General features: G+C 65.6%; 16 protein-coding genes. All 16 read left to right on the plus strand.

The genetic code is table 11. The annotated features are described in order from the left end of the window. The first annotated feature begins 16 nt into the window (after window positions 1-16). On the plus strand, window positions 17-1,051 hold the full coding sequence (locus C5689_RS09410) for an NADH-quinone oxidoreductase subunit B family protein (protein WP_108917065.1): 1,035 nt from the start codon (window positions 17-19) through the stop codon (window positions 1,049-1,051). After that, window positions 1,048-2,490: a nickel-dependent hydrogenase large subunit gene (locus C5689_RS09415; protein WP_108917018.1), complete on the plus strand. Its 1,443-nt coding sequence runs from the start codon at window positions 1,048-1,050 to the stop codon at window positions 2,488-2,490. Before C5689_RS09410 ends, C5689_RS09415 begins: the two co-directional genes overlap by 4 nt. A gap of 191 nt (window positions 2,491-2,681) precedes the next feature. Next, the gene (locus C5689_RS09420) at window positions 2,682-3,755 is read left to right on the plus strand and encodes a hydrogenase small subunit (protein WP_108917019.1); all 1,074 of its coding nucleotides are present in this window, start codon (window positions 2,682-2,684) and stop codon (window positions 3,753-3,755) included. A gap of 213 nt (window positions 3,756-3,968) precedes the next feature. Continuing rightward, window positions 3,969-5,759 (plus strand): nickel-dependent hydrogenase large subunit, encoded by a 1,791-nt coding sequence (locus C5689_RS09425; RefSeq protein ID WP_108917020.1) that lies wholly within the window; start codon window positions 3,969-3,971, stop codon window positions 5,757-5,759. 12 nt (window positions 5,760-5,771) lie between these two features. Further along, window positions 5,772-6,497, plus strand: coding sequence for a Ni/Fe-hydrogenase, b-type cytochrome subunit (gene cybH, locus C5689_RS09430; protein WP_108917021.1), 726 nt, complete (start codon window positions 5,772-5,774; stop codon window positions 6,495-6,497). A gap of 43 nt (window positions 6,498-6,540) precedes the next feature. Then, window positions 6,541-7,122 (plus strand): HyaD/HybD family hydrogenase maturation endopeptidase, encoded by a 582-nt coding sequence (locus tag C5689_RS09435; protein ID WP_108917022.1) that lies wholly within the window; start codon window positions 6,541-6,543, stop codon window positions 7,120-7,122. Beyond that, window positions 7,119-7,340 carry a hypothetical protein gene (locus C5689_RS09440; RefSeq protein WP_108917023.1) on the plus strand — a complete coding sequence of 74 codons (222 nt, stop codon included), beginning with the start codon at window positions 7,119-7,121 and terminating at the stop codon, window positions 7,338-7,340. The genes C5689_RS09435 and C5689_RS09440 overlap by 4 nt, the downstream gene beginning before the upstream one ends. Before the next feature lie 13 nt (window positions 7,341-7,353). Next, complete coding sequence (locus tag C5689_RS09445) at window positions 7,354-7,647, plus strand: HypC/HybG/HupF family hydrogenase formation chaperone (protein ID WP_108917024.1); 294 nt, start codon at window positions 7,354-7,356, stop codon at window positions 7,645-7,647. Between the two features lie 176 nt (window positions 7,648-7,823). After that, on the plus strand, window positions 7,824-8,264 hold the full coding sequence (locus C5689_RS09450; RefSeq protein WP_244594651.1) for a thioredoxin domain-containing protein: 441 nt from the start codon (window positions 7,824-7,826) through the stop codon (window positions 8,262-8,264). Further along, the gene (locus C5689_RS09455; protein ID WP_108917026.1) at window positions 8,261-9,115 is read left to right on the plus strand and encodes a hydrogenase expression/formation protein; all 855 of its coding nucleotides are present in this window, start codon (window positions 8,261-8,263) and stop codon (window positions 9,113-9,115) included. The genes C5689_RS09450 and C5689_RS09455 overlap by 4 nt, the downstream gene beginning before the upstream one ends. Next, complete coding sequence (locus tag C5689_RS09460) at window positions 9,112-9,309, plus strand: rubredoxin (protein WP_108917027.1); 198 nt, start codon at window positions 9,112-9,114, stop codon at window positions 9,307-9,309. Before C5689_RS09455 ends, C5689_RS09460 begins: the two co-directional genes overlap by 4 nt. After that, the gene (gene hybE, locus C5689_RS09465; protein WP_244594652.1) at window positions 9,297-9,806 is read left to right on the plus strand and encodes a [NiFe]-hydrogenase assembly chaperone HybE; all 510 of its coding nucleotides are present in this window, start codon (window positions 9,297-9,299) and stop codon (window positions 9,804-9,806) included. The genes C5689_RS09460 and hybE overlap by 13 nt, the downstream gene beginning before the upstream one ends. Next, window positions 9,803-10,867, plus strand: coding sequence for a nickel-dependent hydrogenase large subunit (locus C5689_RS09470; RefSeq protein WP_108917029.1), 1,065 nt, complete (start codon window positions 9,803-9,805; stop codon window positions 10,865-10,867). Before hybE ends, C5689_RS09470 begins: the two co-directional genes overlap by 4 nt. Beyond that, window positions 10,860-11,201, plus strand: coding sequence for a hydrogenase maturation nickel metallochaperone HypA (gene hypA, locus C5689_RS09475; protein ID WP_108917030.1), 342 nt, complete (start codon window positions 10,860-10,862; stop codon window positions 11,199-11,201). Before C5689_RS09470 ends, hypA begins: the two co-directional genes overlap by 8 nt. Continuing rightward, on the plus strand, window positions 11,201-12,175 hold the full coding sequence (hypB, locus tag C5689_RS09480; RefSeq protein WP_108917031.1) for a hydrogenase nickel incorporation protein HypB: 975 nt from the start codon (window positions 11,201-11,203) through the stop codon (window positions 12,173-12,175). The genes hypA and hypB overlap by 1 nt, the downstream gene beginning before the upstream one ends. 13 nt (window positions 12,176-12,188) lie before the next feature. After that, a complete protein-coding gene (hypF, locus tag C5689_RS09485) occupies window positions 12,189-14,381 on the plus strand; it encodes a carbamoyltransferase HypF (protein ID WP_108917032.1) in 2,193 nt (730 codons plus the stop codon). The last annotated feature ends 5 nt before the right edge of the window (window positions 14,382-14,386 follow it).

A 14,386-nucleotide genomic window follows, 5' to 3' on the forward strand; every position in this document is an offset into this window, starting at 1 on the left:
CTACAATCGGCGTGAGATGACCAAGGCGCACGACGATTTCACTCTGCTCTGGCTGCAGGCCGGCAGCTGCGGCGGCTGCACGATGGCGACGCTGGAGCGCGGCGCTTCCGGCTGGTTCGAGGAGCTGCGCGGCTTCGGCATACGTCTCCTCTGGCATCCGAGCGTCAGCGAGGAGACGGGCGAGGAAGCCCGCGCCATTCTCGCCCGCGTCGAGCGCGGCGAGCAGAAGCTCGGCGCGCTCTGCATAGAAGGCTCTATCCTACATGGGCCGGAGGGCACCGGCCTTTTCAACAAGCTCTCCGGCACCGGCCGCAGCATGTTGGATTGGGCGCGCGCTCTGGCGCCGCGCGCCGATTATTGCGTGGCGGTGGGCAGCTGCGCCGCTTTCGGCGGCGTGCCGGCCGGCGCGCCAGACCCCACCGACGCCAGCGGGCTGCAATATTCGGGCGTCGATATCGGCGGGGCGCTGGGGCCGGATTATCGCTCGGTCAAAGGGCTGCCGGTCGTCAATGTCTCCGGCTGCGCGCCGCATCCGGGCTGGATCATGGAGACGCTGCTCGCGCTCTCGCTCGGCCGTTTCACGCAGGCCGATATGGATGATTACGGCCGGCCGCGCATTTTCGCCGACCATCTCGCCCATCACGGCTGCAGCCGCAATGAATTCTACGAGTTCAAGGCCAGCGCCGAGGATGTCTCCGAGCGCGGCTGCCTGATGGAGCATTTGGGCTGCAAGGCGACGCAGGCGGTGGGCGACTGCAATCAGCGGGCCTGGAACGGCGGCGGCTCCTGCACGCAGGCGGGCTCGACCTGCATCGCCTGCACCTCGCCGGGCTTCGAGGCGACGCGCGGCTTCCATCGCACGCCCAAGATCGGCGGCATTCCGGTCGGCCTGCCGCTGGATATGCCGAAAGCCTGGTTCGTCGCGCTCGCCGCCCTCTCCAAATCGGCGACGCCCAAACGCGTGCGCGAGAACGCCCGCAGCGACCGCGTCGCCCGCGCGCCGACGCCAAGCGCCGAGAAGAAACTTGGGACCGAGAAGAAAAAAACATGAGCCGCATCGTCGTCGGGCCGTTCAATCGCGTCGAGGGCGATCTCGAGGTGACGCTCGACGTCGAGAATGGCGTGGTGCGCGAGGCGCGCGTCTCGGCCTCGCTCTATCGCGGTTTCGAGCAATTGCTGCTCGGCCGCCCGGCCGCCGACGCGCTGGCGATCGCGCCGCGCATCTGCGGCATATGCTCGGTCTCGCAATCTCTGGCCGCCGCCGCCGTGCTGCGCGCCGCCCAGCCGATCGCGCCCGCGCCCAATGGGCTTCTGGCCACCAATATCGCCCATGCGGCGGAGAATATCGCCGACCATCTGACGCATTTCTACGTTTTCTTCATGCCGGATTTCGCCCGCGCCGCCTATGCCGGACGGCCCTGGCGTGCCGCCGCCGAGGCGCGCTTCAAGGCGGTCTCCGGCGCGGCGCTGCGCGAGGCGCTGCCGGCGCGCGCGCGCCTATTGGAGACGATGGGGCTGATCGCCGGCAAATGGCCGCACAGCCTCGCCTTCCGCGCCGGCGGCGTCACGCGGGCGCTGGCGCTCGGCGATGAGATGCGGCTGCGCGCCCTGCTCGCGGATTTTCGTACTTTCCTCGAGCGCACGCTCTTCGCCGCGCCGCTCGAGGCCGTGACCGCCCTCTCCTCGACCGAGGAACTCGATCGCTTCGCGGACAGCGCCGCCGGCGATTTTTCCGCATTCCTCCGCATCGCCCGCGATCTTCGCCTCGCGGAGATGGGACGCGGTCCCGGCCTGCTGCTCTCCGCCGGAGCCTATCTCGGGCCGGAGGGCCATCGCTTCCCCGCCGGTCTCCTCGACACGAAGACGGGCGGGCTGCGCGAGCCGCCGCTCGATCATATCGAGGAGGATGTCTCGCACGCCTATATGCGCGACACCGTCGCCGATCCCGCCCTTTCCGACACGCTGCCGGATATTCACCGCGAGGGGGCGTATAGTTTCGCCAAGGCGCCGCGGCTCGAAGGCCGCGCTGTGGAGGTGGGCGCGCTGGCGCGTCAGGCCGTCGCCGGCCATGCGCTGATCCGCGACCTGCTCGCGGGCGGCGGCTCCACTGTCCTCGCCCGCATCGTCGCGCGCGTCCTGGAGATCGCGCTGTTCACGCAGGCGATGGAGGATTGGACCCGCGCGCTGGCGCCGAGCGAGCCCTATTGCACGCCCGACGCGCCGCTCGCCGACGGCGCCTTCGTCGGCTTCGTCGAGGCGGCGCGCGGAACGCTGGGCCATTGGGCGAGCTTCCGCGACGGGCAGATCGAGCGCTATCAGATCATCGCGCCGACGACCTGGAATTTCTCGCCGCGCGACGCCGCCGGCATTCCCGGCCCGCTGGAGCAGGCGCTGGCGGGCCTTTGCGTGGGCGAAGACGGCGCGAGCAATGTCGCGGTGCAGCATATCGTGCGCTCATTCGACCCCTGCATGGTCTGCACGGCGCATTGACTGTCTAGACGCTTTCCGCGACTGGAAAGTCGCTTCTCCTCATAGCGCCCTCCGCGAGCGAAGAGATTTTCGGCAATCGCCTGAGAGCCTGGAAAGATTCTCCTTACCCTCGCGCTGGCCCGCATCTTGCCGTTCTTTCCCCAAGCGGCGCCGTCGCGCGAATGCCGCATTGCACAAGGGTGGGGAAGGAAATGGCCGCCATCGAAACCTTCTACGACGTCATTCGCCGTCAGGGCGTCACGCGCCGCAGCTTCACCAAATTCTGCTCGCTCACCGCGGCGAGCCTCGGCCTCGGCCAGAGCGCCGCCGTGCAAATGGCGCAGGCGCTGGAGACCAAGCCGCGCATTCCGGTGATCTGGATGCATGGGCTCGAATGCACCTGCTGCTCGGAGAGTTTCATCCGCTCGGCGCATCCGCTCGCCAAAGACGTCGTGCTGTCGATGATCTCGCTCGACTATGACGACACGATCATGGCGGCGGCCGGACATCAGGCCGAGGCGATACTGGAAGAGACCAAGGAAAAGTACAAGGGCAAGTATATTTTGGCCGTCGAGGGCAATCCGCCGCTGAACGAAGGCGGCATGTTCTGCATCGACGGCGGCAAGCCCTTCGTCGAGAAGCTGAAATGGATGGCCGAGGACGCCATGGCGATCATCGCCTGGGGCGCCTGCGCCTCCTGGGGCTGCGTGCAGGCGGCCAAGCCCAATCCGACGCAGGCGACGCCGATCGACAAGGTCATCAAAGACAAGCCGATCATCAAAGTGCCGGGCTGCCCGCCCATCGCCGAAGTGATGACCGGCGTCGTCACCTTCGTCACCACTTTCGGCAGGCTGCCGGAGCTCGACCGTCAGGGCCGGCCGAAAATGTTCTATTCGCAGCGCATCCACGACAAATGCTACCGCCGCCCGCATTTCGACGCCGGCCAATTCGTCGAGGAATGGGACGATGAGGCGGCGCGCAAGGGCCATTGCCTCTACAAAATGGGCTGCAAGGGTCCGACCACCTATAACGCCTGCTCCACCGTGCGCTGGAACGGCGGCGTCTCCTTCCCCATCCAGTCCGGCCATGGCTGCATCGGCTGCTCGGAAGAGGATTTCTGGGACAAGGGCTCCTTCTACGACCGGCTGACCAAGATCAACCACTTCGGCATAGAGCATAACGCCGATGAGGTAGGCCTCGCGGCCGCGGCCGTCGTCGGCGGCGCCGTCGCCGTCCATGCGGGCGTCACCGCGGTGAAACGCATTACGACCAAGCACGAAGGGTAGTCGCGCAGCAGCGCACCCCTCGCCCCTCATGCTGAGGAGGCGGCATAGCCGCCGTCTTAAAAGCGCGAGGGGCGAGTTCCAGAGGGCGCGCATGACGCTTCCCTCGTCCTTCGAGACGCGGCCTTTGGCCGCTCCTCAGGATGAGGGAAGCTCCTGCCGGCCGCCCTGGACAAAAATTACACCGGCAACGGCCGATCTCGAGGAAACGCGATCATGGGCATTCAGACGCCGAACGGCTTCAATCTCGACAATTCCGGCAAGCGCATCGTCGTCGATCCGGTCACGCGCATCGAGGGACACCTCCGCGTCGAGGTCAATGTCGACAAGAACAATGTGATCCGCAACGCGGTCTCGACCGGCACAATGTGGCGCGGCATCGAGGTGATCTTGAAGGGCCGCGATCCGCGCGACGCCTGGGCCTTCACGCAGCGCATCTGCGGCGTCTGCACCGGCACACATGCGCTCACCTCGGTGCGCGCAGTGGAGAATGCGCTCAACATCAACATTCCCGAGAACGCCAACTCCATCCGCAATATGATGCAGCTGGCGCTGCAGGTGCACGATCATCTCGTGCATTTCTATCATCTTCATGCGCTCGATTGGGTCGATGTGGTCTCGGCGCTCTCCGCCGATCCCAAGGCGACCTCGGCGCTGGCGCAGTCTATCTCCGATTGGCCGCTGTCCTCGCCCGGCTATTTCAAGGATCTGCAGATCCGGCTGAAGAAATTCGTCGAGTCCGGACAACTCGGCCCGTTCAAGAACGGCTATTGGGGCCATGCGGCCTATAAGCTTCCGCCGGAAGCGAACCTCATGGCCGTCGCGCATTATCTCGAGGCGCTCGATTTCCAAAAGGAGATCGTGAAGGTCCAGACGATCTTCGGCGGCAAGAATCCGCATCCGAACTGGCTCGTCGGCGGCGTGCCCTGCGCCATCAATGTCGATGGCAATGGCGCGGTCGGCGCGATCAATATGGAGCGCCTCAACGACGTCACCTCGATCATTCAGCAGTCGATCGAATTCGTCGAGAAGGTCTATGTGCCGGACGTGCTGGCCATCGGCTCATTCTACAAGGACTGGCTTTATGGCGGCGGCCTCTCGGGCAAGAATGTCATGGCCTATGGCGACATTCCCGAGCACGCCAATGACTTTTCCCCCGACAATCTCGGCCTGCCGCGCGGCGTGATCCTCAATGGCAATCTGAAAGAGATTTTCCCGGTCGATCACACCGATCCGGAACAGATCCAGGAGTTCGTCACCCATTCCTGGTACAAATATCCGGACGAAACCAAGGGGCTGCATCCCTGGGACGGCGTCACCGAGCCCAATTACAAGCTCGGCCCCAACGCCAAGGGCACGCCGACCAATATTCAGGAGCTGGACGAAGCCGGCAAATATTCCTGGATCAAGGCGCCGCGCTGGCGCGGCAACGCCGTCGAGGTGGGGCCGCTGGCGCGCTACATCGTCGGCTACGCCCAGGGCAAAGCGGAGTTCAAGGAGCCGACCGACGAGTTTTTGAAGAAGCTCGGCGTGCCGGTGACGGCGCTGTTCTCGACGCTCGGCCGCACGGCGGCGCGCGCATTGGAGGCGCAATGGGCGGTGCGCAAGATGGAGCACTTCCAGAACAAGCTGATCGCCAACATCAAGGCCGGCGACTCCTCCACCGCCAATATCGACAAATGGAATCCGCAGGCCTGGCCGAAGGAGGCCAAGGGCTTCGGCTTCACCGAGGCGCCGCGCGGCGCGCTCGCCCATTGGATCAAGGTGAAGGACGGCAAGATCGAAAATTATCAGTGCGTCGTGCCGACGACCTGGAACGGCAGCCCGCGCGATCCCAAGGGCAATATCGGCGCCTTCGAGGCCTCGCTGATGGATACCCCGCTGGCCGATCCGCAGAAGCCACTCGAGATTCTGCGCACCATCCATTCCTTCGACCCCTGCCTCGCCTGCTCGACTCACGTGATGAGCGAGGACGGGCAGGAGATGACGCAAGTCACGGTTCGCTGAGGAGGCGAGGTCATGACCGAGGCGACGCAAATCCATGGCGTTCTGGACAGCCATGGCGAGAAGGCCGCTGAGCTGCAGAGCGTCTATGTCTATGAGGCGCCGGTGCGGATCTGGCACTGGGTCAATGCGGCGGCGATCGTCGTGCTGGCGACGACGGGCTATTTCATCGCCTCGCCCCTGCCCTCCACGCCCGGCGAGGCGAGCTCGCAATTCCTGATGGGCTACATACGCTTCGCGCATTTCTCGGCGGGCTATGTGCTCGCCGTGGCCTTGCTGATGCGCATCTATTGGGCCTTCGTCGGCAATGAGCACGCCAAGCAGATTTTCTACCTGCCGGTGTGGGACCGCAAATGGCTGTCGGGCGTGCTCTACGAGGCCGGCTGGTACGCCTTTCTGGTGAAGCAGCCGAAGAAATACATCGGCCATAACCCGCTCGGCCATCTGGTGATGCATCTCTTCATGCTCAACCTGGCCTTTCTGGTGGTGACGGGTTTCGCGCTCTACTCCGAGGGCGCCGGCCGCGACAGCTGGCAGTACAAGCTGTTCGGCTGGGTGTTCGCGATCTGGCCGAACAGCCAGGACGTCCATACTTGGCATCATCTCGCCATGTGGGGCGTCATTCTCTTCGTGATCATCCACATCTACACCGCCGTGCGCGAGGATATCGTCTCCCGCCAGAGCCTCATCTCCTCGATGATCTCCGGCGAGCGCGTGTTCCGCGACGAGGCGGACAAGTGAGCCGCCGCGCAGCGACGGGGCGAGCGACAACCGAGGAGACGCCATGCGCACTCTCATTCTCGGCATAGGCAATATTCTCTGGGCGGACGAAGGCTTCGGCGTCCGCGCCGTCGAAGAGTTCCACGCTCGCTATGAGACCGGCCCGCAGGTGACGGTGCTCGACGGCGGCACACAGGGGCTCTATTTGGTGCAATTCGTCGAGGCTTGCGACCAGCTGCTCGTCTTCGACGCCATAGATTACGGCCTCGAGCCCGCGACCTTGCGCGTTGTGCGCGACGCAGAAGTGCCGCGCTTCATGGGCGCGAAGAAGATGAGCCTGCATCAGACCGGCTTCCAGGAGGTGCTCTCCGCGGCCGATCTGCTCGGCCGCTATCCCTCGCGCCTCGCGCTGATCGGCTGCCAGCCGCAGGACCTCGAGGATTGGGGCGGCCCGCTGACGCCTCCGGTCGTCGCCGCGATCGAGCCGGCGCTCGACGCAGCGGTCGCGACTCTGACAGAATGGGGCGTCGAGTTCCGCCCGCGCGCGGAGAGCGCGCAGAGCTTCCAGCGCCTGCTGGGGCACGACCTCGACCACAGTGCCTATGAGAGGCGCCTCGGCGCCACCGATGAGGAGACGAGACCATGAAGGCGATCCGTTTTGCGGCTGCGGCCGCCGCTTTTCTGCTTCCGGCGACGGCCATGGCGCATCCGGGCAAGCATCCCAACGATCTCGCCTTTGACATCATCCATATTTTCACCGAGCCGGATCATCTGCTCGCCATGGCGATGGCGCTCGGCTGGGGCGCTATGGTCGTCGCCGTAGGCATCTGGTTCAAGCCCTGGCGCGCGTCGTCCTGGCGCTGAGGGAATCGCGAGCATGTGCGTCGGCTTTCCCATGACCATCGTCGAAGGCGACGCTTTCGAAGCGCTATGCGAGCGGCGCGGCGAACGGCAGAGCGTCTCCATGGCGCTGGTCGGCGCGCAACCCGCCGGGACCAAGGTGCTGGTCCATGTCGGCACGGCCGTCCGCGTGCTGGACCCGCTCGAGGCCGCGCAGATCGACGACGCTCTGGATGCGGTGGAAAAGGCCCTCGCCGGCGAGAATGTCGATCACCTTTTCGCCGATCTGGTCGATCGCGAGCCGCAGCTGCCGGAATTCCTGCGGAAGTGACGGCGCTGGAAGTCCTCTATCCAGAATGATAAGCTATCTTCCAGATATAGCTCGTCGAATCTTTGGCTCCAGCTGGAAAGCTTCTTTCGACTCAGTCGCCTAGCTCGTCGCCTTCGCGGGCCGCCCATGGCATGGCGATTGCGGCCTCCTCGGCAAAAATAAAATGGGAGGACCGCATGTCCGGGTCGTTGCAGCTGGCGCTGAGCGAAAAATCCGGCGTCGCTCTGCTGGACGAGACCAATATCGACGCTTTTCTGGCCGCGCCGCCCGCCGCGAGCGCGCATACGCTGCTCTTCTTCGGCGGCGATCCGGACCAGCGCAGCGAGACCCATGACGTGGCGATCATCTTTCCACAGCTGGTCAAAGCCTTCGCCGGAAGGCTGCGCGCCGCCATCATCGCGCCCACAGCCGAGAAGGCGCTGGAAGGACGCTTCAGCGTCTGCGTCTATCCGAGCCTCGTCGTGACCTATGGAAGCGAGACTCTCGGCGTGCTGCCGAAAGTCTATGACTGGTCCGAATATCTCTCGCGGATCGAGGCGCTGCTGCAATTGCAGGCCGCGCCGGCGAAAGAGCCGCGCGTGCGCATCACCTTCACGGAAGGGGAGACGAGCTCATGAAAGCCGGATTCTGGGTTTCGCCCGACGGCGCCGACGAAGCGATGACGGTCATGCCGATCGGCTATGACGCCGAGGCGGAGACCAAGCGCAGCGTCATCGCTTTTCTCGCGACCGCGACCGGCGAGCAGGCCGTCGCCGAATGCCCCCGCGCGGCGGCTCTGCTGCCGCAGCTCGCCGATGCGCTCGCCGCGCAACGCGCCGATGCGCCGAGCAAGCTCTTCGACATAACCGATTATGAGGCGAAAGAACGCGAGCTCATCGGCCAGGTGCTCGGCGAGGGCGAGGTGAGCGGCGTCGCCGCCCTCCCCGACGGCGTCACCGCGCAAATTCTCGAGGCCTCCATGGCGGGCCTGTGGCGCGTGCGCTTCACCGACGCCGAGGGACGGCTCACCGCCGATTATCTCGAGATCGCCGCCATTCCCCATGTCGTCGAGCGCGCAGCGGAAATCACCGCCGAGAGCATCGCCATAGGCGCGGAGCCGGAAGGCGCGATGAATGTGATGCCCATGCTGGCCGAGATCGACGCCCGTATGCGCGCGCATAAAGCCGGCGATCCGGCGCATGTCATCAATTTCTCGCTGCTGCCCGTGTCGGAGATCGACATGGAGCATTTGCAGCTCACGCTCGGCAATGGACCCGTGCAGCTTATCTCGCGCGGCTATGGCTCCGCCAAGATCACCGCGACCGGCGCCCGCAATGTGTGGTCGGTGCAATTCTTCAACGCCATGGGTACGATCATCCTCGACACGTTGGAGATCGGCGACACGCCCGCCGCGGCCTGCGCCGCCGACGAGGATTTCCACGATTCGGCGGAACGTCTGCGCGAGATTCACGAGGCCTATTTCACATGAGCGACGAAACGCTTCGCGATATCGCCCCCGACGCGCGCATGGAATGCGGCGTGTGCTGGCATGTCTATGATCCGGCCGAGGGCGATCCCGTCTGGCAAGTGCCGCCGGGCGTCGCCTTCGCCGATCTTCCCGCAGACTGGCGCTGCCCCGAATGCGACGCGCCGCAAGAGAAATTCTTGAGGTGCGAGAATTGAGCGACGCCGCGGCGAGAGGCGAGAAACTCGCGGATTTCTACCGCCGCGTCCATGAGACGTCGATGCGGGACTCCGGCCTCTGCAACGAGGCGCTCGCAGTGGAGCCGGTGGGCTTTCGCGACTTCGGCCCTTATGCGCTGGGCGTGATCGTCACGCCCTGGTTCGCCAATCTCGTCGTCACCGCGCCACGCGAGGGCGCCGATGCGCCCTTTCCCGATCCGGCGCGGCTGCAATTGCGCTTTCCGGCCGGCGACGTCGAATTCAATGTCAGCGAGATCGAGGGTTTCGGCCGCATCGCCGCCTGCTCGCTGTTCTCGCCCATGGATGATTTCGCCGATTACGAGGCGGCGCGGACCGCAGCGCGCGCGGCGCTCGACGCTCTGCTCGATCCCGCGATGAACGAGACGCCAAAGCGCGAGCCCGAGCCTACCGCGGCCCTCGATCGGCGCGCATTGTTCGGCGGCCGTCGACGCAGCGACGAAGAGGCCTCGCCATGAGCGTGGGCGCCGATCTCGGAGGGCTCGGCCCCGGCGCGATCTCCATCGTCGCCGAGCTCGCCGATGATCGCATCTGCTCGGTGCGCGTGCGCTCGAGCCGGCCCGCTCATCTCACGCGTCTGTTTCGCGGACGCCCCGCCGCGGAAGTCGCGCCGCTCGCCGGACGGCTGTTCTCCCTCTGCGGCCTCTCCCACGCTTTCGCCGCCTCGCGCGCCATCGCCGCGGCGCGCGGAGAAATGCGCAAGCCCACGCCGCAAAATCTCGTCGCGCTCGATTGCGAGCGCCTCTCCGAGACATTGCGCGCGCTGACGACAATGGCGGAGGACGCTGTTCCGCCGACGGCCCTGCGCGCGGTTCTGGCGCTGACGCGCGAGCTCGCGACAGGCGACGCGCGCGACCGCGGCGCGACCGCCGCCCGCCTGCGCGCCGAAGCGGCGAAGCTCGGCCTGCCGGACGCTTCCAACTCGGCCGCGAGCAGCGATACGCCTTTCGGCAAATTGTCGCGCGAGCTGGCGCGCAGCCCCGCCATAGCCGCGAGCGCGCCCGATACGCTGCGCGCGGAGGACGACGGCGCCGTGCTAGAAGGAATAAGGGCGCAGGGCGAAAGCTTCAGCGCTACGCCCAGCATCGCCGGCCGCGCACCGGAGACCGGCGCCTTCGCGCGTCATTGGCGCGAGACCGATCTCTCGCGCGGCGCAATCTGCGCGCGCTTTTCCGCGCGCATGATCGATCTCGATCGGCTCGTGACGCGCCTCTCCGACGGCGCCGAAGACGCCTCCCGCAGCGAGGCTCCCGCCACACGAGAAGCCTATTGCGCGGTCGAAACTTCACGCGGGAAGCTGTATCATTGGGTTCGGCTCACACCGGACGATAGGATCGAGAATTATGCGATCGTCGCGCCGACAGAATGGAATTTCCATCCCGCCGGACCTTTCGTCGCCGCTCTGCTCGGCGCGCGCATTCCGCGCGCCGCGGCGGCGCAGACGATCACACGGCTCGCAGGCCTCTTCGATCCCTGCGTCGCCTTTCGCGTCGAGATTCGCGAGGCCGCCTATGCATGAGATGGCGCTGACCGAGAGCATCGTCGAGCTGATCGAGGAAGAAAGCCGCAAGCAGGGCTTTTCGCGCGTACGCGTGGTGCGGCTCGAGATCGGCGCGCTCAGCCATGTGGAGCCGGAGGCGATCCGCTTCTGCTTCGAGGCGGTGGCGCATGGCGGAATCGTCCAGGGCGCGCGGCTCGACATTGTGCGCACTCCCGGCGAAGGCTGGTGCCTCGATTGCGCCAAGACCGTCGCCGTCGAAGAAAGATTTGGTCCTTGCCCGGACTGCGGCGGATACCATGTCCAAGTCACGGGCGGCGAGGATATGCGGGTGCAGGAACTGGAGGTCGACTAATGTGCACGGTCTGCGGCTGCGGAACTTCCAGCATCGAAGGAAAGCCAGAACATAGCCACGACCATCCGCATGATCATGCGCATGGCCACGCTCACGATCATCATCATGGTCATGACCACGATCACGATCACCACCATGACCACGATCATCATCATGATCACCCGCATCCGCACGATCATGACCATCATCATGCGCATGATGGCGATCACGCGCATGACGACCACGGCCATCGTCACGATTATGGCTCCGGCGCCGCGGGCGTTCATGTTCCCGGCCTCAGCCAGGAGCGTATCGTCCGCATAGAGCGAGATATTCTCTCCAAGAACAACGACCACGCGCGCGAGAACCGGGTGCGCTTCGAGCAATCCGGCGTCTTTGCGCTCAACTTCGTCTCCAGCCCCGGCTCCGGCAAGACGCAGCTTCTCGTGCGCACGATCACCGATCTGAAAGACCGCTTTCCCATTTCCGTCATCGAAGGCGATCAGCAGACGTCCAATGACGCGGAGCGGATCCGCGCGACAGGCGTTTCGGCCTTGCAGATCAACACCGGCAAGGGCTGCCATCTCGACGCGCATATGGTCTCTCGCGCGCTCGCCGAGCTCGCTGTCGCGCCCTCCTCGCTGCTCTTCATCGAGAATGTCGGCAATCTCGTCTGCCCCGCCGCCTTCGATCTCGGCGAGGCGCATAAGATCGTCGTGCTCTCGGTGACGGAGGGCGAGGACAAGCCGCTCAAATATCCCGAAATGTTCGCGGCCTCCGATCTCATACTGCTGAACAAATCCGATCTTCTGCCGCATGTGGAGTTCGACGTCGGGCGCTGTCTCGCCAATGCGTTGAAGGTCAATCCCGATTTGCAGACATTGGTCGTCTCCGCGCGCACCGGCGACGGCATGGCGGCCTTCTACGCCTGGATCGAGGCGCGCGCGGCGCGGGCCGCCGCGAGAAGCGCGCGCGCCGCCGCCGCGGCGAAGTGAGGAGAAAAGGCTTATGCCGTCGAGCGAGGCGACGAGGCTGAGATTGCGCGTGACCGGCGCCGTGCAGGGCGTCGGCTTTCGGCCCTTCGTGCATTCGCTCGCCGACCGCTACGCCCTCGCCGGCTTCGTGCGCAATGATTCGCAAGGCGTGCTGATGGAGGTGGAAGGCGCGCGCGTCGATGATTTCGTCGCGGCGCTGAAACGCGAGCCGCCGCCGCTCGCGCGCATCGACACGCTGGAATGCGAGACGATCACGCCGCTGCGCGACGCGAAATTCTCGATCGAGCCGAGCCGCGACGGCAAGACGCAGACGCGCATCACGCCGGACGCCGCCGTCTGCGACGACTGCCTGAGTGATCTCTTCGATCCGAAGAGCCGCTTCTATCTCTATCCTTTCGTCAATTGTACCCATTGCGGCCCACGCTACACGCTGACGCGGCGCCTGCCCTATGATCGTGCGCAAACCTCTATGGCGCCTTTCGCAATGTGCGAGGATTGCGCGCGCGATTACGCCGATCCGACCAACAGGCGCTTCCACGCGCAGCCGATCGCTTGCCCGAAATGTGGTCCGCGGCTCGATCATTCGATCGAGCAGATCGTCACGGCTCTCCAGAGCGGCGGAATCGTCGCGCTGAAAGGAATCGGCGGCTTTCACCTCCTCTGCGATGCGCGCAATGAAGCCGCCGTCGCCGAACTGCGCCGCCGCAAGGGCCGCGACGCCAAGCCCTTCGCCATTATGGTCGCCGACGCTGCGGCGGCGACGGGCGCCGGCCTCTTCGACGCGCAATCGCTACGCCTGCTGCAATCGCGCGCGCGGCCCATCGTCATCGTCGAAAAGCGCGAGGACTTCGCTCCCTCCATCGCGCCCTGCCTCTCGCGCATCGGCGTCATTCTGCCCTATGCGCCGCTGCATCGTCTGCTGTTTCACGCCGCCGCGGATCTGGCGCTCGTCGCCACCAGCGCCAATCCGAGCGGCGAGCCGCTGATCGTCGATGACGACGAGGCGCGCGAGAAGCTCGCCTCCATCGCCGATCTCATCGTCGGCCATGATCGCGCCATCGTCGCGCGCGCGGACGATAGCGTGATGTCCGTCATCGCCGGCGCGCCCGCTTTCTTGCGTCGCGCGCGCGGTTTCATTCCCGAGCCCGTCGCGCTTACGAATGACGGCCCCGACACTCTGGCGCTCGGCGCGCATCTCAAATCCACCATCACCGTCACGCGCGGACGCGAGGCTTTCGTCTCGACGCATATCGGCTCGCTCGACGATCGCGCGACGATCGATTTCTTTCGCGAAACCATCGCGCGAATGCTCGACATTCTCGATGTGAAGCCCGAGCGCGTCGCCTGCGATCTCCACCCTGATCTCGCCTCGACGCGCTACGCCGAAGAGACCGGCCTGCCCGTCATTCGCGTGCAGCATCACGCCGCCCATATCGCCGCGATCGCCGCCGAGCATAAAATCGAAGGCCCCGTCCTCGGCGCTGCGCTCGACGGCCATGGCTATGGCGACGACGGCGGCGCCTGGGGCGGCGAGCTGATGCTGGTCGATGAAGGCTATTGGCGCCGGCTGGGCCATATCGCGCCTCTGCCGCTGCCCGGCGGCGACCGCGCCGCGCGCGAGCCTTGGCGCATGGGCGTCGCCGCGCTCGCCGCGCAGGACCGCTGCGGCGATGTGTTCGATCGCTTTCCCGGCATGGAGCTCGCCGGCAAAGTGGCCATGCTGGCGAGCGCGCCAAATGTCGCGCGAACGACGAGCCTCGGCCGCATGTTCGACGCCGCAGCTGCGTTGCTCGGCGTGCGGCTCATGCAGCAATATGAAGGGCAGGCGGCGATGGAGCTGGAGGCGCTGTGCAAAAGCCCGCGCGCGCTCGACAATGGCTACCGAATCGAGAGCCACATTCTCGATCTGACCAAGCTCTTCGCCGCGCTGCTGAAGCCAGGCCTCTCCGCAGCGCAGGGCGCCGAGCTGCTTCATGGAACGCTGATCGAAGCGCTCGCGCAATGGCTCCGCGCGGCGGCGCAAGCGCGCGGCCATACGCGCGTCGCGCTCGGCGGCGGCTGCATGATGAACAAAATTCTCGCCGAGGGTCTCGTCTCGCGCCTTCGCGATTTTGGAATAGAAGCGCTGCTCGCACGCGCTGCGCCGACGAATGACGGCGGACTCTCGCTCGGCCAAGCCCATATTGCGCGAATGAGAAAGGTCTAACGCAG

It is taken from the genome of Methylosinus sporium (assembly GCF_003113265.1).
Lineage (GTDB): Bacteria > Pseudomonadota > Alphaproteobacteria > Rhizobiales > Beijerinckiaceae > Methylosinus > Methylosinus sporium.